The organism is Kribbella sp. NBC_00382 (genome assembly GCF_036067295.1).
Classification (GTDB): Bacteria; Actinomycetota; Actinomycetes; order Propionibacteriales; family Kribbellaceae; genus Kribbella.
In genome coordinates this window covers 7,298,221-7,318,932 of record NZ_CP107954.1, presented here as the reverse complement: position 1 = coordinate 7,318,932, position 20,712 = coordinate 7,298,221, and the positions used below count along the sequence as shown (strand labels likewise).

Genomic DNA, 20,712 nt, shown 5'->3' with positions numbered 1-20,712 from the left:
CGGTGCCGACGCGGTTCTGGCTCTTCCTCAGCGCGCGAACGGTGTCCGTGCTCGGCAACTCGTTCGGGCCGATCGCGCTCGCGTTCGGAGTTCTCTCGCTGCCCGGTACCACGCCGGCGACGCTGGGCGTAGTACTGGCTGCGCAAAGCGTTCCCCAGTTGGCGTTGCTCCTGCTGGGCGGTGTGATCGGCGACCGATTCCCCAGGTACCGCGTGCTCGTCCTGGCCGAACTCGTGTCGGGCATCGCCTATGCCGCGTTGGCGACCATGCTGCTGACCGGGCACGCACCGATCCTCGGATTGTGCGCTGCTGCCTTCGTCGCCGGAGCAGCCTCCGCCCTGCTACTGCCGTCGCTGACCGGAACGGTGGCTGACCTGGTGCCGGCCGACTCGCTGCAAAGCGCCAACGGGCGGCTCAGGTTGGGCACGAACTCGGCTCGCATCGCCGGCGTGGTCGCGGCCGGGGCAACCGTCGCGTGGCTCGGACCCGGCGTCGCGCTCGCGGTCGACGCGGCCACCTATCTCGTCGCGGCCGGGCTGCTGAGCGCGCTCCGGTTGCCCGGTACGGTCCGCGCCGGGCGCCGTGATCTGGTGGGCGACCTGCGGGTGGGCTGGCGTGAGTTCGCGAGCCGGTCCTGGTTGTGGACCACCGTCGCGGCGGCCGGACTGATCAACGCCGCATCGACGGCCTCCTTCGGTGTGCTCGGTCCGGCGCTGGCCAAGGACCGGCTCGGCGGTGCGTTGGCCTGGTCGCTGGTACTGGCCGGCTACGCGGTCGGGATGCTGGCCGGTGTCGTGGTGGCGATCAGGTTCAAGCCGGCGCGTCCCTTGCCGACGTCGTTGCTGTTCGCCTTGCTGCTGGCGCTTCCGCTGCTGGCTCTCGGCTTCCGGGCGCCGTTGCCGGTCATCGTCGGCGCGGCGATCTGCGCGGGCATCGCGACGGATGTCTTCGGCGTTCTGTGGGACACCATCATGCAGACCGAGGTCCCCGCCGACGCGTTGTCGCGGGTCAGTTCGTACGAGTACTTGTTCGCCCTCTCGCTGAAACCCGTCGCAGCGGTCGTCGCCGGTCTGGCTGCCACCGGCCTGGGACCGGCGACCGGACTGTTGCTCTTCGGCGGCCTGATGATCGTGGCCGCGGCGGGCGCGCTCGCCAACCCGGCCGTCCGGCTTCACCTCCCCGACAAGACCTTGGAGTCCGCCCATGAGTGAGGGATACGTCGAAGGATTCGCCCAGGCCTACGACCAGTTCTGGCGCCCGTACCCGGCCAAGTCCGCGCAGTCGCTGCTGAAACTGCTGCAGTCGTTGACTCCCGAGGCCCGCCGCGTACTCGACGTCGGTTGCGGCACTGGGATCGTGGCTGAGCATTTGATGCAGGCAGGCTTAGCGGTGACCGGCCTGGACATGTCGCCGGCCATGCTCGCCCGGGCCAGGGAGAGGCTCGGCGATGATGCGGTGCTGATCGAGGGGGATGCGGCGGACTTCACCGTCGACGTGCAGTTCCCGGTCGCTGTGTCGACCTACGACATCCCGAACCACCTGCCGGACCTGGACCGGATCGCGGCCTACCTGCAGTGTGTGTACAACGCCGTCGCACCAGGCGGGTTGTTCGCCTTCGACATCGCCACCGTCGCGGGACTGCGCGGGATGAACACGGTCCAGATCCGCGACACCGAAGAGGCGATGCTGCTGTTCCGCGGCGCGCTGAACGAGAGCGCCGGCGTCGGCTTCTACCGCATCTCCGGAGTCGTCCGGGCCGAGGACGGCCGGTACGACCGGTTCGAAACCACGATGACCAACATCGTCGTACCGGTCGATCATCTGCTGAAGCTGGTTGCCGACGCGGGCTGGGTCGATACCTACCTGGCCGCCCAGGACGACCTGCTCACCCCACTCGACGAGGTGCCCGACGAGTTGCGGCACGTCTTCGTCATCTCCCGCAAACCGGCCTGACAGCGAGAGTCCCAGCCACTGGCAGGTTTTCGGGCCGCTGGCGGCAAGCTTCACGCCAGCGGCACCAAAACCCGCCACTGACCTCGAAATCGCCGACGCCCCTAATCCGCGCCGGCCTTGCCGGCGGGGCATCGCGATGGATGACTCCGCCGGCTTCGACCTCAGCTGGTGATCAGCCGAGGTAGTCGCGCCAGGGGCCGGTGATGGCCAGGGTGATGCCGGGGGTCTGGATGTTGACGAAGAGCACCTTGCCGTCCTCGGAGAAGGTCGGGCCGGTGAACTCGGAGTCGTTGAGCATGTTGCGGGCGATCGCGTAGGTCGGGCCGCCGGGCACCGAGCTCAGCACGTGGCTGCTGGCCAGGCCGTCCTCGGCCAGGATCAGCGAGCCCCACGGGGTGACGGTCACGTTGTCCGGAGCGTCGAAGTTGAAGTCGTCGTACTTCGCCTTGGCGCCCTGGTCGGCGGCCGGGTTGGCCGGGAAGTAGGTGACCAGTTGGATGGTCTGGTGCTTGTAGTTGTAGAACCAGATCATGCCCTCGTGCGGGACACCGTCGGCCGGGATGTCGGTGGTACCGATCTTGGCGAACGAGTTGACCACGTAGACGCCGTCGTGGGTGCCGTAGACGCCCTCGAACTTCTTGCCGCGGGTGACCTGGCCGTCGGTGAACTGCTTGCGGGCGGAGACCGAGACGGCGTCGCGGTCGGGGACCGGCACCCAGGCGACCCGGAACGGACGCAGCAGCTGCGCCGAGGTCAGGTACGCGACGTCCGGGATCGGCTTGCCGTCGTCGTTGAGGATCGCCATCGCCTCGAGGGTGCCGAAGTTGACGTCCTGCAGGTCCTTCCAGCTGTCCTTGCCGAGCCGGTAGCCGGCCGGGGCGGTCCAGCGGTAGAAGGATCCGTTCGGGCCGGAGGCGTCCTCGGACAGGTAGACGTGCTGCTTGTCGCGATCGACCGCGACCGCCTCGTGGGCGAACCGGCCGAGCGCCTTCAGCGGCACCGGGTGCGCGGTCTTGCCGTCGGTCCAGACCTCGAAGACGTAGCCGTGGTCCTTCAGCCGGGTGGTGCCGTTGGCCTTGTTCTCGGTCTCCTCACAGGTCCACCAGGTGCCCCACGGCGTCGGGCCGCCGGCGCAGTTGGTGAGGGTGCCGGAGATACCGACCCACTCGCCGTGGTTGGTGCCGTCGCGGTCGACCGAGATGACGGTGCAGCCACCGGCCGAGCCGACGCCCGAGTCGTAGACGGTGCCGGCGATCTGCGGTACGCCGAGCGGGTCGTTGGCGCTGATCTCGTGGTTCTGGATCAGCGTGTACTGCTTGGTGCCGTTGCCGAAGACCGCCGTGCCGTCGTGCAGTGTCGGAGTCGGCTGGCCGCTCTTCAGCTTGGTCTCGCCGGCGTGCGTGACGACCGTGTACTTGAAGCCCGGGGGCAGCGCGAGCAGACCCTTGGGGTCGTCCATCAGTGGCGGGAACGGGCGGTTGGTCGGGAACGGTCGCGAGCCGCCCTCGGCGGGCCCGGGGGTCGCCTCGGCGAGCGAGGGGACGGCGCCGACGGCGGCGAAACCGACCCCGGTGGCGCCGACAGCGGCACCCCGGAGGACTGAACGACGATCGAGAGACATTGCGGTGCTCCTTGGATCCTGGACGTGACCGCCGATCCTCACTGCCCAAGGCAAACAGCAGCTGAACAATCAGCTCACGATCGCCACCTTCGAGCAGTCCGGGTGTATTTGGTGACGGGCTGAGTTCAGCGGCCGACGGAGCGTCGATTTTCGAGCCCTTTTCGGGTCGGCGGCGGCGTCCAGCTGGCGAGGAGATCCCGGTGCGAGGGGAGCGGATGGATCCGCCGTACGTCGATCTGCTGGATGGTCTCGCGACGCAGGCGCAGCATCGGGAGGGCGAGCCGGACCTGCTGGATCGCCATCGTGGGCGTCTGGCTCCGGGTCCGGAGGGTGAACTCGACATCGCCATGGACGAAGCAGAGGTCGGAGCGCAACCGCATCGGCCAGGGCAGCCGGCGGCCGGCGTACCGGGTGGCGTGCAGGTCGGACGCCGACGCGGGCCAGCCCATCCGCACCCGGATCCGCACGACGTACCACCCCATACAGCCGATGATGCGCCTACAACACCTACCCCGCCAGCCTTGCGATGGTTCCGATGCCTGGGAGCCAGGGCGATGACCAGGGTGAGGCACTGGTGCGAGAGTAGGGCTGGAACGGGAGGGTTGTAGTAGCAGTCCTACTCAGGAGGAAGTAATGAGCGATCTGAAGCTGGAAGCAGTTGTCATCCCGGTCACCGATGTCGACCGGGCGAAGGCCTTCTACAGCGAGCTCGGCTGGCGGCTCGACGCCGACTTCGCGTTCGACAACGGCTTCCGGGTCGTGCAGTTCACGTCGCCGGGTTCGCCGGCGTCCGTACAGTTCGGGTCGAAGATCACCTCGGCGCCGGCCGGTTCTGCCCAGGGCCTCTACCTTGTCGTCTCCGACATCGAGGCCGCTCGCGCGGAGCTGCTGGCGAAGGGAGCCAAGGTCACCGAGGTGTTCCACAGCGTGGCGCCCGGTGCCCAGTTCGCGGCGGACGGCGAGGGGCGGGAGGATGGCCGGGCCGTGGACGCGGCCAGCTACGGCTCCTTCGCGACCTTCAGTGACCCGGACGGCAACACCTGGCTGCTGCAGGAGATCACGAAGCGCCTTCCCGGGCGGATCGACTCCGGTGAGACGACGTACGCCTCGGTGCAGGACGTTCAGGACGCCCTGATCCGGGCCGCGACCGCCCATGGCGAACACGAGAAGCGCACGGGCGAACACGATGACGAGTGGCCGGCCTGGTACGCCGCCTACATGGTCGCCGAACAGTCCGGCGCAGACCTGCCGGAGTAGCTCCCGGCCGGCAGTGGCGAGGCGGCCGTCAGGCCGCCTCGCCGCCGGTATGGTACGAGCATGGCGACAATTCGCTTCACCGATACCACCACCGCGACACCCGAGCAGTTCATCGCCGGCCTCACCGACTTCGGCCCCGGCCGGAGCGACCTCTTCGGCAACAGCGCCGACGGCTACCTGAAGGTGCACGACCAGAGCCCTGGTCATGCCGACGTCACCGAGGGCTCGAACGGTATCTGGGAGCGGCTGTCCTACGACTGGACCGACCCGCACCACATCGTGCTCAAGACCACCGAGTCCAACCTGTGGGGCCCGGGCTCCGGCCACGAGTACACGCTGACCGAGCGGCCGGACGGCAAGACCGACATCGCGGTCGTTGTCGCCCGGGAAGGCATGGGCCTCAAGGGCAAGGCGCTGGGGTTGCTGTTGACAGTCGCCGGGAAGAACGTCCTCGGCAAGGCATTCGACAAGACGCTCCGGGCGATCGAGCGCAGGGGCTGACCAGTCCGGGAGGTGGGTCATGTTCGCAGGGACGCACATGCCGTCGTTCGATCGGGCCACGGCCTGGCTGAACTCGGGACCGCTGGACCTGGCCGCGCTGCGCGGTCAGGTCGTACTGGTGGATTTCTGGACCCTGACCTGCATCAACTGGCTGCGCACCGAGCCGTACGTCCGGGCCTGGTCGCGCGCCTACCGCGATGACGGGCTTGTTGTGGTCGGGGTGCACACGCCGGAGTTCTCCTTCGAGCACGAGCTCGACCGGGTGCGGCTCGCGGTCGCTGAGCGGGAGATCGACTATCCCGTTGCCCTCGACAACGACTTTGGGATCTGGACCGCCTTCGCCAACCACTACTGGCCGGCGTTGTACTTCGTGGATCGCGACGGCAAGATCCGGGACCACCACTTCGGCGAGGGCCGGTACGACCAATCCGAACGCGTCATCCAGCAACTGCTGGGGATCGAGCGCGAGCCCGTCCAGGTCGAGGGCGTCGGGGTGGAGGCCGCGGCGGATTGGGCCCAGCTGCGTACTCCCGAGACGTACCTCGGCTACACCCGTGGCGAGCCGATCGACGGGCTCACCGGCGACTGGACGGTCGAGCGCGAGTACGTCGTACTGGAGAAGGCCGGTGGCAGCATCGCCTTCCGCTTCCATGCCAGGGATGCGCACCTGGTGCTGTCGTCGCGACGGCCCGATCCGATTCCGTTCCGGGTCACCCTTGATGGCGAGGCTCCCGGCGTGGCCGCTGGGGTGGATGTCGATGCTCAGGGCAACGGTCTGCTCGAGGCCGGCCGGATGTACCAGTTGATCCGGCAGGACGGCCCGGTGCGGGACCGGACCGTCGAGGTCACCTTCGCCGAAGCCGGCGCCGAGGCGTACGTGTTCACTTTCGGCTGAGGGTTCTAGACGAGTTGCTGGCCGCCGTCGATGTCGTACGTGCCGCCGGTGAGAGCGGTGTTGGTCATCAGGTGCACGGCCAGGTTGGCGATGTCCTCGGGACCGACGACCCGGCCGATCGGGAGCGTCGTGCGGAGCTGCTCGCGCCGGGCGTCGAGCTGATCGCCGAGCAGCGTCGCCGACAGGGGTGTGTCGACGAAGCCGGCCGCGATCAGGTTGACCCGGATCGGGGCTAGCTCGACGGCGAGGTTCCTGGTGAGGGCGGGTCCCGCGGCGGTGAGTGCGCCGATGACGGACATGCCGGCGGCGCTCTTCCTGCCGCCGGTGCCGCCCATGAAGATCAGCGTTCCGCCTGGTCGTACCTTGCCGATCGCGAGCTTGCCGAGCTGGATCGGGAGCAGGAGATGCGACTCCAGATCCTCGCGGGCCCGGTCGAGGTCGAGTTCCGGCAGCGGAGCGTAGTACGGGCCTGGGCCGGTGACGAGGATGTGGTCGATCGGGGTGGGCAGGCCGTTGAAGAAGGTCGTCAACTGGGTGAAGTCGGTGGCGTCGAAGGCGGCGGTCTCGGCGCCGATCTCCTGGCCTGCCGCCTCGAGGCGCTCGGCGTTGCGCGCCGTGATGATCACCTTCGCGCCCTCGGCCCGGGCCCGTCGGGCGGTCTCCAGCCCGATGCCCAGGCTGCCGCCGATCACTACGACTACCTGACCGTCCAGCTCGGTCATCTCTGCTCCATTCACTGCGGGTCGGGGACGAACAGGCTCGCACAGAATCCGGCGCCGGTGTGAGCGGTGTCACGCCGCTCGCTGGATTGCAAATTGATATTCAGGTGTTGTGGGTGGCATGACCACACTCGAACTGCCTGTTGTGACCGCGCGGGAACCGCGCACGCTGAGCCGGAAGGCGAGCTTCTGGACGGCGGCGGCCGTCGCGGGGCTCAGCCTCTGGACGAGCGCGGCGCCGACTACGACGTACCCGCTGTACGCGCGGACCTGGCATCTGACGCCGACGGCCACGACGGCGATCTTCGCGGTCTATCCGATCGTGCTGGTCGTGTTCTTGCTGGTCTTCGGACAGCTGTCCGACTACATCGGCCGGCGTACGACGATGCTGTACGGCCTGGGCTCGATGCTGGCTGGGGTGCTGTTCTTCGCGGTCGCTCCGTCGGTGGGCTGGGTTTATGCCGGCCGCGCGTTGATGGGAGTTGGTGTCGGTCTGGCACTGGCGCCGGCGACGGCTGCGGCGGTTGAGTTCAGCGCTCGCGGGAAGGCGGCGCGTGCGTCGTCAGTGACGACTGCGGCGACGACGGTGGGGCTGTCGCTGGCGACGATCGTTGGCGGGGGCTTGATTCAGTACGGTCCGGCGCCGCGGCACTTGGACTTCTGGGTGTTGGTGGGCGTGATCGGTCTGGTGTTCCCGTTCGTGTGGATGATGCCGCGGCACACGAAGGATGAGAGTCAGGGCCGGTGGCGTCCGCGTCCGATCAGGGTGCCTAAGGGGATTCGGCTGGTGTACGCGGCTGCGGCGCTTGCGGTGACCACGTCGTTCGCGTTCGGCACGGTGTTCCTGGCCTTGGGTGCTCAGCTCGCCCGTGACTTGATCGGCTCGACGAACATCTTCGTCACTGGGCTGGTGCTCGCGATCTTGTCCGCTACCGGCGGGGTGACCGCGATCCTCACGCGCAGCTTTGCGGCTGGCCGGCAGGTCCTCGTCGGTACCGGATTCGTCGCTAGTGCGTTGGTGCTGTTGGAGGTCTCGGCCAGGACGCACTCGCTGGTTCTGTTCGTCCTGACCAGCCTGCTGGGTGGAATCAGCTACGGGCTGTTGTTCTCCGGCGGGTTGGGGCTCGTCGCCACCCACGCGCCGGCACATCACCGGGGCGGGACCGTCTCCGCGGTCTACTTGGTGGCTTACATCGGGCAGGGCGCGGTTGCTCTCTCGCTCGGGGCGATCGCGACAGCGTCTGGGTTGAGTACGGCGTTGCTGTTGGGGGTGCTGGCGATCGGGGTGCTTACAGTTCTTGCGTTTGGGGTGGCGGCGTTGCTCGCAGTACGGAGTAACTTGGAGGCGGAGGTGCAATGAAGACTGAGACGACCCGGCCGACGTGCTCGATCGCTCGCACGCTGGAGGTGATCGGCGACCGCTGGTCGGTCCTGATCCTGCGCGAGGCCCACCGCGGCAACACCCGCTTCGCCGAGTTCAAGCAGATCCTCGGTATCGCCCCCAACATCCTCACCGACCGCCTGCACACCCTCGTCGAGGCAGGCGTCCTGGAGAAGCGCGACTACCGCGCCGAAGGCGAACGCACCCGCTCCTCCTACCACCTGACCCAGGCCGGCACCGACCTGAAACTCACCCTCGCCGCCCTCCAGCAATGGGGCGACGTCTACGAACCCCGCGAAGAGGGCCCCACCGTCCTCCGCCGCAACACCCGCACCGGCGAACTGGTCTCCGTAGGCTTCATAGATGCCAACGGCAACGAAGTACCCCCAGAAGACGTAACCTTCGAACCCGTCCCCGGCAGCCCCGCCGACCAACTCATCTGGCGCTGACAGTCGCCGCCCAACTGCTCAGCAGTTTGAGCTTCTCCTCGGAGGGGGAACCGGTGGCGGCGGTGTAGATGATCAGCGACAACTGGGGGTCATCAGGTGGTACGAGCGACTCGTAGTTGATCTCCATCTCACCGACGGCGTCGTGGTGGAACCGCTTGGTCCCGTGCGTGTGCTGGAACACCTTGTACTCCGACCAGCAGCGGGCGAACTCGGCCGACTCCTCCCGCAAGGTGTCGACCAGCCGGGTCAGGGCGGGGTCCGGCGTCCGGGGCTTGACGGCGGCCCGCAGGATCGCCACCATCTGGGCGGCGACCTCGGGCCAATCGGGGTAGACGACGCGTGCCTTCGGGTTGACGAACATCCAGCGTGCCATGTTCCGCTCGGCGGGCGGCATCGCGTCGAAGTCATCGATCAGCACGCTGCCCATCCGGTTGATCGCGACCACCTCGAGCCGCGGCCCGTGGATGACCGCGGGAACCGGGTCAAGGGCGGCCAGCATCATCTGCACGGCGACCCTTGCCTTGGGCGCCTTCGTCCCCGCGTTCGCTCCACCCGTCGCAGGACGGGCCAGGTCGTACAGGTGCTTGCGTTCCAGCTCGGTCAGCCTCAGCGCGTCGGCAACGGCGGCCAGTACCTGCTCCGAGACGTTCCGGGCGCGGCCCTGCTCCAGCCGGGTGTAATAGTCGGCGCTCACGCCCGCGAGCACGGCGACCTCTTCACGCCGCAGGCCGTTCACCCGACGGGACTCCCCGTTCCACGGCAGTCCTACGTCCGGCGGCGTCAGCTGCGCCCGGCGAGAGCGGAGAAACTCACTGAGCTCGGTCATCGTGGGTCCATTGTGCGCGACGCCCGCGATGGCCGCGACGGTCTGGGTAGGTCTGCCAGACCTGGTCTGACCGGTGCCAGGCAGAGGCTTCAGCGGGACGACCCGGGCGGCTTGGCTGGGGACATCAACCATTGTCGATCTGGAGTGTCCTCATGCCGATGCCGAGCAACCCGCCGAAGAATCCCGCCAGCCCGTTCGCCTCGTTCGGCGGCCACCACGTCGGCGTCCGGGTGCCGGACTTCGAGGCGGCCAAGCAGTGGTACCTGGACAAGCTCGACTTCCGGGTTCTGCAGGAATGGCCGTACGGAGAGTTGAAGCTGGCCTATCTCAGCCCGGCCAACGACGACGACTTCCACCTGGAGTTGCTCGCTGGACCGATCCCGTTCCCGAAGGAGCCCACCGACGACCTGGCGGTCAGCCTGGGGTACGGCGGCTACCAGCACATCTGCCTGCACGTGGACAGCGTCGACGCGACGGTCGCCGAACTGGCTCGCCGAGGAGTGCGGCTCGTCGGCGAGCCGTTCGAGATCGAGGACATCAGCCGCCGGCTCGCGTTCTTCCGCGATCCGTGGGGCAACATGATCGAGCTGTCCGAGAAGCTGCCCGGCGCAGGTGCTTGAGCCGGGCAGCGTTCTCTCAGCGGTGGGTGACGGTGATCGTCTGGCCGAGGTCGTTGGTACCGGTGGTGGGCTGCCAGGTGCCCTGGTTGGCCAGCTGCACGGAGTACTCGGGCCGGTTGGACAGCTGAGGGTCTGAGATCTTCAGAAGGAGCTTGTACTTACCGGGCACTGCGGGTGCGCGGACCTGTTGGGCGAGTGTCGTGGTCGTGCCTGGGGCCCAGCGCCTCGGGTCGGTGGTGAGCGGGACGCTGTAGGTGTGGTGGTCGCCTTGGAAGATCAGGCGGACCTTCTTCGGGTTGTACGGGGCGGCCCAGCCGTCGTTGTGGAGGTTGAGGGTGACGGAGACGTTGCCGTGGGGGCGGGTGGAGTTGGTGAAGGTGCCGTTCAGGAGGGTGAAGCGGTAGCCGAGTTGTTTCTTGGCGGTGGTTAGGCCGTCGCCCCAGGTGTCCAGGACGTCGTGGTTGTAGTCGGTGTTGAGGAAGGAGAAGTGCATCCGCGCCATCTCCTCGGACGCCGACGGCCAGTCGGAGCGGGGGGAGTTGACGGCGCAGGTCTCGCCGCCTTGGGGGAGGTAGTTGCTGTCCTGGGCTACGAAGTCCTTGTCGAGTTCGATCGGGTCGCTGAGATAGGTGCCGAAGTCGTCGGGGCTGGCCAGGAAGCAGTCGTTGTGGTGGCCGATCCGCGCTAGTGCAGAGCCGTTGTAGGCCTGCTGGGCGGTGAGGGCTCCGGCGGTGCCGGTCGGTACGCCGTACGTTCGTTGCTTCATGTAGGGCGTCCGCACCTGGATCATCCGGTCGCGGGGGAGTGCCCGGAGCAGCGCATCGGTCACGGCCTTGCGGTCGGTCCAGTTCTGGTCGGTCACGATGCTCGGGTCGTTGGGGTCGGAGAAGTGGTCGGTGTAGTAGCCCTCACCCCACAAACCGATGAAGCCCTCCTGGACCAGCTCGATCACGTCGGAGTTCTGGCGCAGGATCGGGGTCAGCTGGTTGATGTGCTTCAGGACGCGAGCCAGTGGCGCATCGCCGTACGGTGTGGGAGGCGGCCAGCCTTCTCCGGGCAGGGCGTAGGCGAAGCGGACGATCGCCTTGACGCCGGCGGCGCGGATGGTGGTGAAGTCGGCGCGGACCTTGTCCAGGTAGGGCTTGTCGAGTTTGTCCTGGCCGGAGAACTTCTCCAGGTAGAAGACGCGGAGGATCTGGGTGACGTTCTCCTGGGTGCGGAAGTTGCGCAGGGTCGTCTTGTCGAGCGGCACGTAGCCCGAGCCGTCGGCGTAGTAGTGCGTCTCGGTGTGGTGGTAGAAACCGCGTTCGGGGTTGGCGATCACGTCGGTGGACGCGGTGTACGTCCGGGTGGTCGATCCATTGCCGTGGGCAACGGCGACCTGGGTCGGTAAGGCCAAGCTCATCAGAGCAATGGCTGCGAGCAATCGTTTCACGAGGGGGGACTCCTTGGGCTAGCTGACGGTGATGGTGCGCAGGAGCGAGTTCATGCCGGTGGCTGCTTCCCAGGTGGACTGGTTCGCGAAGCGCACGGAGTACTCGGGGCGACTGGACAGCTGCGGGTCGGGGAGGTTGAGGAGCAGGGCGTAGGAGCCCGTCGGGAGGCTCGCGGGGACGGTGAGCGTCTGCGAGATCGTGGTGGTCGCGCCAGCCGTCCACTTGCGCGGGTCGGTGCTCAGGGCCAGGGCTGTGACGGCACCGGTGGACGTGTTGCGGAGTACGAGTTGCGGGTTGTGCGGGTTGTACGGTGTCGCGAAGCCGTTGTTTTGCAGGGTGATCGAGATCGGCAGGCTGCCGCCTCGGGTGGCGGTCGTCGGGAGAGTGGCGGTCTGCAAGGTGAAGCGGTAGCCGAGGCGCTTGGTGACGTCGGCGAGGCAGCCGCCGGTGTTCCACGAGTTGAGTACGGTCGGCTCGTAGTCGGTGTTGATGAAGGACCAGTGGAACTGAGCGAGCTCACTCAGCGCCGTCGGGCAGCTCGACCGCGGCGGGTTCGAGCCGCACGTCTCGCCGCCCATCGCGACGTAGGTCGTGTCGGACTGCAGGTACGGATACTCGACCGCGGTGTTCTGGTACGTCCCGAAGTCGTCCGGGCTGGCCAGGAAACAGTCATTGTGGTGCCCGAGCCGCGACAGCGCCGAGCCGTTGTAGGCCGAGCCGGCCGCCACCGGGCTGGTCGAGTACATCGTCCGCTTCATCGCAGGCGCGCGGAGCTGGACCATCCGGTCGGACGGAAGCACGCTGAGGATCTTGTCGACGACGGCCTTGCGGTTGGCCCAGTCGGTCGTGCTGACGGTGCCGGCGTTGCCGAAGTTCTGCGTGTAGTACCACTCACCCCAGGCGCCGATGAAGCCAGCTTGCATGACCGCGATGACGTCCTTGTTGCTACTCAGGTACGGCGCGAGCTGATCAAGATGCGACTGCACCCGGCTCAGCGGAGCGTCATCGCCGGCGGTCGAAGTCGTATACGCGAAGCGCAGCACCATCTTCAGCCCAGCAGCCCGTACGGTCGTCAGTTGCTGCTGGAGCTGGTCCAGCGCCGACTGCGCGATCGCCGAGTTCTTGTACTCCGCAAGGTAGAAGACGCACATGACGAGCGAGATGCCCTGGCTGGTCCGGTAGCTCTGCAGCGTCGCGAGCGAGAGGTCGGTCTTGTCGCAGTCGCCGGTGTGGTGGTAGAGCCCGCGCTCGGGGTTGGCGAAGTTGTCGGTCGACGCCGTGTAGGTCACATCGCCGGTACCACCGCCCCCGCCGCTGTAGATGTGCGTGTACTTCGCCGACGTCTCCAACGGGCTCTCCACCTGGAAGACGAGATCCGCATCGTTCGGAGTCGCGGTCTCGCCGATGCTCGACCGATTCACCGTCCAGCGAGCGACTCCACCGGTACTGGAGAAGGTGACCGCCCCGACCAGAGTCCAGCTCCAGCCGCCGCCGTTGTGGTGGTACAGGCTGCCGTTCTCCAGCAGGTAATCCGCCCCGACCCCGCTCGTGGCGAAGCCGGTCGACGCACTCCGATCCGTGTCGATGTAGGTCCGCGCGTACGTCGGTGCGCCGGTGTAGCTGAACTGGTACGTGACGGTCGTCGAGGTGTTGGTCGCGGACTGGCCGCTGATCGTGGCGTAGGCGGGCAACGTGGCGACAAGGCCGGCGAGCAGGGTCCCGGCGACGACGCCGGCGAGTACTTTCAGAGACCTCATGGGCGGTGGGTCCTTCCAGTCAGATGGGTCAGCCTTTGGTTCCGGTGGTGGCGATGCCTTGGATGAACTGGCGTTGCAGCAACGTGAAGATCGCGATGATCGGGAGGGACGCTAGGAGCGAGCCGGCCATCAGTACCGGGTAGTCAGTCTGGAACTGCCCTTGCAGCGAGGCGAGTCCGGCCGAGAGCGTCATCTTGTCGGGGTCGGTGTTGACGACCAGCGGCCAGAACAGGTCGTTCCAGGACCACAACAGGACGAGCAGCGCGAGCGCGACCAGCCCCGGCCGAGCCAGCGGCAAGACGATCGACCAATAGATCCGTACCGGCCCAGCGCCATCGATCGCCGCGGCCTCCTCGAGTTCCTTGGGCAGCCCGAGGAAGAACTGGCGCATCAGGAACACCCCGAACGCGCTGAAGAGCCCCGGCACCACCAACGCCTGCAGCGAGTTGAGCCAACCGAGCGACGACATGATCTGGTACTGCGGAATGATGAACAGCTGCGGCGGAACCATCAGCACCGACAGCAGAATCCCGAACAGCACGTTCCGGCCGGGAAAGCGCAACCGGGCGAAGGCATAGGCGGCCATCGAGCAGAACAGCACCTGGCCGATCGTGCGCAACCCGGCCATCAGCACGGTATTGAGGAACTGGTGGCCGAACGGAAGTACCTGGAAAACCTTGCTGTAATTGTCCCAGCGCCCCTCCGGCAACAGCGACGGCGGCACACTCGTTGCACTGCTCAACGACTTGAGCGAGGTGATGATCTGCCAGATGAACGGCGCCACCATCGCCAGCGCCGAGGCGATCAGGATCGTGTGCACCGGCAAGTTCTTACGCATAGTGCACCCACCTCTTCTGGAACCGGAACTGGATCGCGGTCAGCACGACGATCAGGAGCAGCAGCATCATCACGATGGCGGCCGCATAGCCGCGGTCGTTGGTGACGAAGGCCCGGTCGTAGAAGAGCTGGACGACGGTCTCGAGCCGCGGGAACGCCGGGTTCGCCCGGGCGCCGGCCCCGGCTCCCGCCATCACGTAGACCAGATCGAACAGTTGCAGCGATCCGATCACCGAGACGACCGAGACGAAGAACGCGGTCGGCGACAGCAACGGCAGTGTGACGTGGAAGAACTGGCGCCACGTTCCGGCGCCGTCGATCGCGGCGGCCTCGTAGTACTCCTTGGGGATCGCCTGGAGACCGGCCAGGAAGATGATCAGGTTGTACCCGACGCTGGCCCAGATACCGACCACGACCAACGCGTACAGCGCCGTCGCGGGATCGGCGACCCAGTTGGGGCCGTCGATCCCGATCAGGGACAGCAGGTAGTTGATCAGTCCGTAGTCACCGTTGTAGAGCCACCGCCACACCATCGCGATCGCGACCGGCATCGTGACGACGGGCAGGAAGAACAACGTCCGGTACAGGCCGACGAACCGCATGCCCTTCCGGTTGAGCAGGACCGCGAAGCCGATCGCCAGCGGGATGCTGAGCAGGCCGAGCCCGGTGTAGCTGAGCGTGTTGACCAGCGCGCGGCCGACCTCGGGATCGCTGCCCAGCCGGCGGTAGTTGTCGATCCCGGTCCAGGTGTGGCCGCCGAACGCGCCCCATTCGGTGAGGGAGAAGTACGCGGTCTGCAGCACCGGCCAGAGATAGAAGATCGCGATCCCGAGCCCTGTGGGGGCGATGAACGCGTACCCCCACAGAGCCTCCTTCACAGACCCGGGTCGCCGCATCTCACTCCTTGGCGAGCAGCGAGTTCATCGCCTGCGCGAGTTCGGTGGCGGCCTTGTCGGTCGGCTCCGCACCGGTCCAGGCCTTGGTGAGGTACGTCAGCTCGGCCTCGTTCCAGGCGGCCGTGTTCTTCGAGACCGGGAACGGTACGGCGTAGCTGACCGAGTCGAGGAAGGTCTGGAGCTTGAGCTCGGGATGCGCCTTGACCCAGGCGGTCTGCGTTCCGTTGTACGCCGGGATCGGGCCCTTCTGCCCGAGGATCTCGGCCGCGTCCTTCGAGCCGAGGTACTTGACGAACTCCCAGGCCTGGTCGGGGTGCTCGGTCTTGCCCGAGACGACGTTCGCGACACCGTGGATGATGGTCGCCTGCTTCTCGCCGCGGGGGAGTGGGGCGACGTCGACCTTGCCCTTGGTGTACGTGTTCGCGGTGAACTCCGAGACGTTCCAGGAGCCACCCCAGTACATCGCGATCTTGCCCGCCTCGAAGAGCTGGATCGGGGTGGTGTCGGTCATCGTCTTCAGATCGGGCGACTGCTTGTTCTTGATCAGGTCGGTCCAGAACGTCAACCCGGCAATGGTTTTCGGGTCGTCGTACCCGGACTTCTTGCCGTCCGGCGAGATGACGTAGCCGCCGGCCTGGGCGATCGTGTCGTACTGGTACTCCTGGAAGCTGCCCAGCTGGGCGGCCGTACCGTAGATGCCCTTGGCGGCATCGGTGAGCTTGGCCGTGGCGGCCTGGAAGTCGGCCCAGGTCCAGTCGTCCTTGGGGTACGGGACCTTCTTCGCGTCGAAGAGCGCCTTGTTGTACCAGACGCCGACGGTGTCCATGTCCTTCGGCAGCCCGTACGGCTTGCCCTCGAAGGTGTAGAGGTCGGTCAGCGGCTTGGGGTAGACCGAGAGGTCGGCCTCGCCGGGCATCGGCGCGATCACCTTGTTGGAGGCGTAGAGCTGGAAGTTGGGCCCGTTCATCCAGAAGACGTCCGGGGCGGCGCCGCCGGTGACGCTGGCCTTGAGCTTGGTCCAGTAGTCGGCCCAGGGGGTGAGCTGCACCTGGATGGTGATGTTCGGGTGGGTTTTGGTGAAGTCGGTGGCGAGCGCCTCCATCACCGGTTTCTGGTTGGCGTCCCAGACGCCGTACGACAGCGTGACCTTCGCGTTCGGGTCGGCCGCCGATTTGTCGTCGCCGCCGCCCGAACAGGCCGAAACCGCCAATAGCCCGCCGAGCAGCAGCGCGCTCAGCCTCTTCGACATCCGCATCCTGGGTCCTCCAGACAACATCCCGGTGATTGGGACTAATCATGGAGTCCATGGAAATTATGTCAAGGGGTTAGCGCCCTCGGACATGCTCGTCTCGACCTGTTCGAGCGCCAACCGGACCGCTCCGAGCACGACACCCTCGTCGCCGAAGGTCGAGATCCGGATCTCCGGCGTCCGCAAACACCACCGATCAAGCTCGCCGCGCAGCGGCTCGATGACTACATCGGCGGAGCGGGAGAACCCACCGCCGATCACCAGCAACTCCGGGTCGAGCGTCAGGATCAACGCTGAGACGCCGACGGCGATGTCCCGGGTGTACCGGCGGACAGCCTTGACCGCTGTCCGATCGCCCTGCCGAGCCGCCTCGAACACGTCCCCAAACTCGTCGGGGTGGGCGAGGGCGGGGGAGTTGCTGGTGGGGTGGTGGGTGGTGGTCCAGGTGCGGAGGTGGTCGGGGGCTTTTAGCCAGCCGATGGCGGGGAGGGCGCCTATTTCGCCGGCGGCGTTGCCGAAGCCTCGGTGGAGTTTGCCGTCGATGATCAGGCCGGTGCCGGTTCGGACGCCGGCCAGGAGGAAGACGACGTCTTTGGCATAGCGGGCTACGCCTCGCCAGGATTCGGCCAGGGCGGCTAGTTTGCTGTCGTTTTCTACGCGGACGGGCGCTGGGACTAGGCGGCGCAGGTGGTCGGCTAGGTCTACGCCGGTCCATTCGGTCAGGGAGTCGGAGAGCATGACCTTGCCGGTGCCGTCGACCAGGCCGGTGGTCGCGACACCTGTGGACCAGATCTCGGCTGGGGTGGTGCTGGCGCCGGCCAGGGCGGTGGTGACGCAGCGGTCGATGGCGGCTAGGCGTTCCTTGCGGCCGAGTTCGGGTGTTACCGGGACGGTCGCGGAATGCAGCACCTCGCCGTCGAGGTCGGTGACCAGGGCGCGGATCGTATGTCCGCCGATGTCGACGCCGAGCACCCGCCCGGCGTCCGCGCGGAACCGGTAGCGGCGCGCGGGTCGCCCGACCGTACCGGCGGTTGGCTCGGCCTCGGCCACCCAGCCGCGGCCGATCAGCTCGCGGATCACGTCCTCGGTCGAGGCCCGGGACAGCCCGGTGCGCTTGGCCAGCTCGGTCAGGGTCAGCGGTTTGTCGTCCCGCAAGGCTCTGATCGCCGCCATCGCGTTGAGCTGCCGCAGCCGGGACAGGTCGCCACCGCTCTGCTCCTCGGTCATCGCCACCCCTTGAGGTTCGCCGGAATCGGTGCCAATAATGATGGACTCCTTTATATCTCGGGGAAAGGAATCCATGACAAGCGTGACTCTAGCCCTGGTCGGCGGCGGACTCCGGGGACAGCTGTATGCCCGGAGTGCCGTCGCCTCCGGAGCCGCCCGGGTGACCGCGATCGCCGAACCGGATCCGGGTCGCCGGATCGCACTCGGCGCGGAGTTCGCAGTACCGCCCGATCGCCTGTACGCCGATTGGGCCGACCTCGCCGATGCCGGGAAGCTGGCGGACGCGGCGATCATCGCAACGCAGGACCAGCTGCACATGGCGCCGGCCGTGCGGATGGCGGATCTCGGCTACCACCTGCTGCTCGAGAAGCCGATGGCGACGACCGAGGCTGAGGCGGCCGCGATCACGAGTGCCGCGGAGCGCAACGGGATCATCCTCGCCGTCTGCCACGTACTCCGGTACACGCCCTACACGCGGATGCTGAAGGACCTGCTCGACTCGGGTCGCATCGGGCGGCTCGTGAATGTCCAGCACCTGGAGCCGGTCGGCTGGTGGCATCAGGCGCATTCCTTTGTCCGTGGGCATTGGCGGCGGTCGGACACGTCGGCGCCGATGTTGCTCACGAAGGCCTGCCATGACCTCGACTGGCTGGTGCATCTGTTCGGGGCGGTACCGGCGCGGGTCAGCTCGTTCGGGAGTTTGACCCATTTCAAGGCGTCCGAGCGTCCGGCGGGCGCGGCGCCGCGTTGCCTCGACTGTCCGCTGGAGCCCTCCTGCCCGTACTCGGCGAAGCGGCTCTATCTCGACTGCCTGGCCGATCCGGATCGGCACTACTGGCCGTTGGGTGCGGTGACGGAGGAGCGCACCGAGGCCGGCGTGCTCGAGGCGCTGCGGACTGGTCCGTACGGGCGGTGTGTCTATGCGTGTGACAACGATGTGGTCGATCACCAGGTGGTGAATCTGGAGTTCCCGGATGGCGGGACGTGCTCGTTCACGATGAGTGCGTTCACGCCGATGGAGCATCGCCGGACGAGGCTTCTCGGTACGCATGGGTTTCTCGACGGTGACGGGCAGACGATCCGATTGGTGGATTTCCGGACTGGTGAGGAGGAGCTGCTCGCAGTACCGGAGGCCGATGGCGATGGGCATGGGGGCGGCGATCAGGAGCTCACGGCGACCTTCCTGCGTGCGGTCCAAACCGGCGACCCAACTTTGCTGCCGACTGACGCCGGCGCGAGCCTCGCCACGCATCGGGTTGTCTGGGCTGCCGAAGAAGCTCGGACCAGCGGGACGGTCGTCACGCTGAGCCGCTGAAACGTCCCTTGATGCGAGCTACGCTTGAGATGCGCGGATCGCTCGAGTTCGCTGAGACCGGCCCGGATTCACCCCGCTGGTGGCATCGATCCACGCGGGGAGCGGACATGATCCTCGACATCGTCTTCATCGTGATCATCCTCGGCCTGATCGGGGCGGCGCTGAGTCTGCGGGTCGTCAAGCAGTACGAGCGTGGCGTCGTCATGCGGTTCGGCAAGGTGCAGCCGCAGGTGCGCGGCCCGGGGCTGGCGATGCTGATGCCGATCGCGGATCGGTTGCAGAAGGTCAACATGCAGATCATCACGATGCCGGTCCCGGCGCAGGACGGCATCACTCGCGACAACGTGACGGTTCGGGTCGATGCGGTGGTCTATTTCAGCGTGGTCGATCCGGTGCGGGCGACTGTCGACGTACAGGACTACATCTCGGCGATTGCTCAGGTGGCGCAGACTTCGCTGCGGTCAATCATTGGTAAGAGCGATCTGGATGATCTGCTGTCCAACCGCGAGCGGCTCAACCAGGGCATGGAGTTGATGATCGACAGTCCGGCGCTCGATTGGGGTGTGCACATCGAGCGGGTGGAGATCAAGGACGTCGCGCTGCCGGAGACGATGAAGCGATCGATGTCACGGCAGGCCGAGGCTGAGCGGGAACGCCGGGCTCGGGTCATCACCGCCGATGGCGAGTTGCAGGCATCGGAGAAGCTCGGGCAGGCCGCCGAGGTGATGGCGGATCATCCGGCCGCGCTGCAACTGCGGCTGCTGCAGACCGTCGTCGAGGTCGCTGCCGAGAAGAACTCGACCCTGGTACTTCCGTTCCCGGTCGAACTACTCCGCTTCCTCGAACGCTCCACCCCTGCCGAGGCGCCGAAGCCCAAGCCGGCTGAGAAGCCGGCGGCCGCAGAGGAGGACACACCTCCAGCCGAGCTGGCGCCACTGGCAAGCGACACGCCCGCAGCGGAGCTGGCGCTATCGGCGGCGCCGGTCGCGGAGCTGTCCGCCGTCCCTGAATCGGCCGGCGCCGAATCGGCAGAGGCCGAACCGGCGGTGGCGGCACTGGGGGAGTCGAACGGGCGGGCCTAGTCAGAGCCTAGGTCGCGAGAGCCTGGGCCAGCAGGCCGTCGACTACGGCTTCTATGCCTTGGGTGAAGGTGTCGGGGGCTACCCATTTGTCCCAGTCGTGGGCTACGGCTGTGAGGTGGGGGAGGTTGGCGTCGTCGAGGCGTTTGAAGAAGGCGTCGAAGTCGGGTGGGGTTGCGCGCTCCTTCGTGCGGGCGCGGACCAGGATCTCGCCGGCGGCGTAGTACCAGAGGTTGCGGAAGATCAGCACGGCCTGCTGCGGAGTACAGCCATGATCGACGGCGCCGGCCAGGATGACCTCGACGAACCACAACGCAGACTCATTGAGCCGGGCGATGAACCCGTCGACGGTGAGTACCTCCGCCGTCCAAGGCCAGGCCGCGAGGCTGTCGTGGATGACGACGGCAGCCATGATCATCCGGTCCCGCGGCGCGCTGGGCAGCTCGGGGTGCGGTACCTGGTCGAGGTACGCGGTGATCAGCAGGAGCAGTAGATCCTCTTTGTCCCGCACGTGGTGGTAGAGCGTCGTCGGGCCGACACCGAGCTCGGCGGCCAGCTTGCGGATCGTCAGCTGCTCCCACCCGTCGCGGTCGATGAGCTGGCGGGCGCCCGCGAGGATCTGGGCGCGGGACGTCACCGGCGGCCGGCCCGTGCGGCCTTGCGGGGCGAGTGGTCGAGGCATCGTCCCATCATC

Annotated in this window: 21 protein-coding genes; 10 read left to right on the top strand and 11 right to left on the bottom strand. The window is 67.1% G+C overall.

The window, feature by feature from the left end:
- Positions 1 to 2: 2 nt before the first annotated feature.
- Positions 3 to 1,211: an MFS transporter gene (locus OHA70_RS34480; RefSeq protein ID WP_328324926.1), complete on the top strand. Its 1,209-nt coding sequence runs from the start codon at positions 3 to 5 to the stop codon at positions 1,209 to 1,211.
- The gene (locus OHA70_RS34475) at positions 1,204 to 1,953 is read left to right on the top strand and encodes a class I SAM-dependent DNA methyltransferase (protein WP_328324924.1); all 750 of its coding nucleotides are present in this window, start codon (positions 1,204 to 1,206) and stop codon (positions 1,951 to 1,953) included. Before OHA70_RS34480 ends, OHA70_RS34475 begins: the two co-directional genes overlap by 8 nt.
- A gap of 172 nt (positions 1,954 to 2,125) precedes the next feature.
- Here OHA70_RS34475 and OHA70_RS34470 read toward each other — a convergent pair whose 3' ends face one another.
- Entirely contained in the window at positions 2,126 to 3,574 is a 1,449-nt protein-coding gene (locus OHA70_RS34470) for an alkaline phosphatase PhoX (protein WP_328324922.1), read from the bottom strand.
- A 125-nt stretch (positions 3,575 to 3,699) separates the two neighbouring features.
- Positions 3,700 to 4,056, bottom strand: coding sequence for a hypothetical protein (locus OHA70_RS34465; protein ID WP_328324920.1), 357 nt, complete (start codon positions 4,054 to 4,056; stop codon positions 3,700 to 3,702).
- A 151-nt stretch (positions 4,057 to 4,207) separates the two neighbouring features.
- Here OHA70_RS34465 and OHA70_RS34460 point away from each other — a divergent pair, with 151 nt between their 5' ends.
- Genes OHA70_RS34460 through OHA70_RS34450 form a run of 3 tightly spaced genes read left to right on the top strand, consistent with a single transcriptional unit; the run spans position 4,208 to position 6,227 of the window.
- Positions 4,208 to 4,831 (top strand): VOC family protein, encoded by a 624-nt coding sequence (locus OHA70_RS34460; protein ID WP_328324919.1) that lies wholly within the window; start codon positions 4,208 to 4,210, stop codon positions 4,829 to 4,831.
- A gap of 60 nt (positions 4,832 to 4,891) precedes the next feature.
- Complete coding sequence (locus OHA70_RS34455; protein WP_328324917.1) at positions 4,892 to 5,332, top strand: hypothetical protein; 441 nt, start codon at positions 4,892 to 4,894, stop codon at positions 5,330 to 5,332.
- A 19-nt stretch (positions 5,333 to 5,351) separates the two neighbouring features.
- The gene (locus OHA70_RS34450; RefSeq protein WP_328324914.1) at positions 5,352 to 6,227 is read left to right on the top strand and encodes a redoxin family protein; all 876 of its coding nucleotides are present in this window, start codon (positions 5,352 to 5,354) and stop codon (positions 6,225 to 6,227) included.
- Between the two features lie 5 nt (positions 6,228 to 6,232).
- Here OHA70_RS34450 and OHA70_RS34445 read toward each other — a convergent pair whose 3' ends face one another.
- Positions 6,233 to 6,949, bottom strand: coding sequence for an SDR family oxidoreductase (locus OHA70_RS34445; protein WP_328324912.1), 717 nt, complete (start codon positions 6,947 to 6,949; stop codon positions 6,233 to 6,235).
- 118 nt (positions 6,950 to 7,067) lie between these two features.
- Between OHA70_RS34445 and OHA70_RS34440 the strand changes: the two genes are divergently transcribed.
- Positions 7,068 to 8,306 carry an MFS transporter gene (locus OHA70_RS34440; protein ID WP_328324910.1) on the top strand — a complete coding sequence of 413 codons (1,239 nt, stop codon included), beginning with the start codon at positions 7,068 to 7,070 and terminating at the stop codon, positions 8,304 to 8,306.
- Positions 8,303 to 8,776 carry a winged helix-turn-helix transcriptional regulator gene (locus tag OHA70_RS34435; protein ID WP_328324908.1) on the top strand — a complete coding sequence of 158 codons (474 nt, stop codon included), beginning with the start codon at positions 8,303 to 8,305 and terminating at the stop codon, positions 8,774 to 8,776. Before OHA70_RS34440 ends, OHA70_RS34435 begins: the two co-directional genes overlap by 4 nt.
- Here the strand turns inward: OHA70_RS34435 and OHA70_RS34430 are convergent.
- Complete coding sequence (locus tag OHA70_RS34430) at positions 8,763 to 9,602, bottom strand: helix-turn-helix transcriptional regulator (RefSeq protein ID WP_328324905.1); 840 nt, start codon at positions 9,600 to 9,602, stop codon at positions 8,763 to 8,765. The genes OHA70_RS34435 and OHA70_RS34430 overlap by 14 nt on opposite strands.
- Before the next feature lie 152 nt (positions 9,603 to 9,754).
- Here OHA70_RS34430 and OHA70_RS34425 point away from each other — a divergent pair, with 152 nt between their 5' ends.
- Entirely contained in the window at positions 9,755 to 10,222 is a 468-nt protein-coding gene (locus OHA70_RS34425) for a VOC family protein (RefSeq protein WP_328324903.1), read from the top strand.
- Positions 10,223 to 10,238: 16 nt separating this feature from the next.
- Here the strand turns inward: OHA70_RS34425 and OHA70_RS34420 are convergent, their stop codons facing one another.
- The 6 genes from OHA70_RS34420 to OHA70_RS34395 form a co-directional block, all read right to left on the bottom strand.
- Entirely contained in the window at positions 10,239 to 11,657 is a 1,419-nt protein-coding gene (locus OHA70_RS34420) for a DUF4832 domain-containing protein (RefSeq protein WP_328324901.1), read from the bottom strand.
- A gap of 18 nt (positions 11,658 to 11,675) precedes the next feature.
- The gene (locus OHA70_RS34415) at positions 11,676 to 13,415 is read right to left on the bottom strand and encodes a DUF4832 domain-containing protein (RefSeq protein ID WP_328324899.1); all 1,740 of its coding nucleotides are present in this window, start codon (positions 13,413 to 13,415) and stop codon (positions 11,676 to 11,678) included.
- A 28-nt stretch (positions 13,416 to 13,443) separates the two neighbouring features.
- Positions 13,444 to 14,253, bottom strand: coding sequence for a carbohydrate ABC transporter permease (locus tag OHA70_RS34410; protein ID WP_328324897.1), 810 nt, complete (start codon positions 14,251 to 14,253; stop codon positions 13,444 to 13,446).
- Positions 14,246 to 15,148, bottom strand: a complete 903-nt coding sequence (locus OHA70_RS34405; protein ID WP_328324895.1) for a carbohydrate ABC transporter permease — start codon at positions 15,146 to 15,148, stop codon at positions 14,246 to 14,248. The genes OHA70_RS34410 and OHA70_RS34405 overlap by 8 nt, the downstream gene beginning before the upstream one ends.
- Position 15,149: 1 nt before the next feature.
- A complete protein-coding gene (locus OHA70_RS34400) occupies positions 15,150 to 16,397 on the bottom strand; it encodes an ABC transporter substrate-binding protein (protein WP_328324893.1) in 1,248 nt (415 codons plus the stop codon).
- A 63-nt stretch (positions 16,398 to 16,460) separates the two neighbouring features.
- Complete coding sequence (locus OHA70_RS34395) at positions 16,461 to 17,624, bottom strand: ROK family transcriptional regulator (RefSeq protein WP_328324891.1); 1,164 nt, start codon at positions 17,622 to 17,624, stop codon at positions 16,461 to 16,463.
- Between the two features lie 73 nt (positions 17,625 to 17,697).
- Between OHA70_RS34395 and OHA70_RS34390 the strand changes: the two genes are divergently transcribed.
- Entirely contained in the window at positions 17,698 to 18,939 is a 1,242-nt protein-coding gene (locus tag OHA70_RS34390) for a Gfo/Idh/MocA family protein (RefSeq protein WP_328324889.1), read from the top strand.
- A gap of 11 nt (positions 18,940 to 18,950) precedes the next feature.
- The gene (locus OHA70_RS34385; RefSeq protein WP_328324887.1) at positions 18,951 to 20,021 is read left to right on the top strand and encodes a slipin family protein; all 1,071 of its coding nucleotides are present in this window, start codon (positions 18,951 to 18,953) and stop codon (positions 20,019 to 20,021) included.
- Between the two features lie 7 nt (positions 20,022 to 20,028).
- Here the strand turns inward: OHA70_RS34385 and OHA70_RS34380 are convergent, their stop codons facing one another.
- Positions 20,029 to 20,700: a TetR/AcrR family transcriptional regulator gene (locus OHA70_RS34380; protein WP_328324885.1), complete on the bottom strand. Its 672-nt coding sequence runs from the start codon at positions 20,698 to 20,700 to the stop codon at positions 20,029 to 20,031.
- Positions 20,701 to 20,712 lie beyond the last annotated feature (12 nt).

Coding starts and splice junctions, on each gene's coding strand:
- OHA70_RS34475 (WP_328324924.1), top strand. CDS start 1,204: ATGAGTGAGGGATACGTCGAAGGATTCGCCCAGGCCTACGACCAGTTC.
- OHA70_RS34470 (WP_328324922.1), bottom strand. CDS start 3,574: ATGTCTCTCGATCGTCGTTCAGTCCTCCGGGGTGCCGCTGTCGGCGCC.
- OHA70_RS34465 (WP_328324920.1), bottom strand. CDS start 4,056: ATGGGGTGGTACGTCGTGCGGATCCGGGTGCGGATGGGCTGGCCCGCG.
- OHA70_RS34460 (WP_328324919.1), top strand. CDS start 4,208: ATGAGCGATCTGAAGCTGGAAGCAGTTGTCATCCCGGTCACCGATGTC.
- OHA70_RS34455 (WP_328324917.1), top strand. CDS start 4,892: ATGGCGACAATTCGCTTCACCGATACCACCACCGCGACACCCGAGCAG.
- OHA70_RS34450 (WP_328324914.1), top strand. CDS start 5,352: ATGTTCGCAGGGACGCACATGCCGTCGTTCGATCGGGCCACGGCCTGG.
- OHA70_RS34445 (WP_328324912.1), bottom strand. CDS start 6,949: ATGACCGAGCTGGACGGTCAGGTAGTCGTAGTGATCGGCGGCAGCCTG.
- OHA70_RS34440 (WP_328324910.1), top strand. CDS start 7,068: ATGACCACACTCGAACTGCCTGTTGTGACCGCGCGGGAACCGCGCACG.
- OHA70_RS34435 (WP_328324908.1), top strand. CDS start 8,303: ATGAAGACTGAGACGACCCGGCCGACGTGCTCGATCGCTCGCACGCTG.
- OHA70_RS34430 (WP_328324905.1), bottom strand. CDS start 9,602: ATGACCGAGCTCAGTGAGTTTCTCCGCTCTCGCCGGGCGCAGCTGACG.
- OHA70_RS34425 (WP_328324903.1), top strand. CDS start 9,755: ATGCCGATGCCGAGCAACCCGCCGAAGAATCCCGCCAGCCCGTTCGCC.
- OHA70_RS34415 (WP_328324899.1), bottom strand. CDS start 13,415: ATGAGGTCTCTGAAAGTACTCGCCGGCGTCGTCGCCGGGACCCTGCTC.
- OHA70_RS34410 (WP_328324897.1), bottom strand. CDS start 14,253: ATGCGTAAGAACTTGCCGGTGCACACGATCCTGATCGCCTCGGCGCTG.
- OHA70_RS34405 (WP_328324895.1), bottom strand. CDS start 15,148: ATGCGGCGACCCGGGTCTGTGAAGGAGGCTCTGTGGGGGTACGCGTTC.
- OHA70_RS34400 (WP_328324893.1), bottom strand. CDS start 16,397: ATGTCGAAGAGGCTGAGCGCGCTGCTGCTCGGCGGGCTATTGGCGGTT.
- OHA70_RS34395 (WP_328324891.1), bottom strand. CDS start 17,624: ATGACCGAGGAGCAGAGCGGTGGCGACCTGTCCCGGCTGCGGCAGCTC.
- OHA70_RS34390 (WP_328324889.1), top strand. CDS start 17,698: ATGACAAGCGTGACTCTAGCCCTGGTCGGCGGCGGACTCCGGGGACAG.
- OHA70_RS34385 (WP_328324887.1), top strand. CDS start 18,951: ATGCGAGCTACGCTTGAGATGCGCGGATCGCTCGAGTTCGCTGAGACC.
- OHA70_RS34380 (WP_328324885.1), bottom strand. CDS start 20,700: ATGCCTCGACCACTCGCCCCGCAAGGCCGCACGGGCCGGCCGCCGGTG.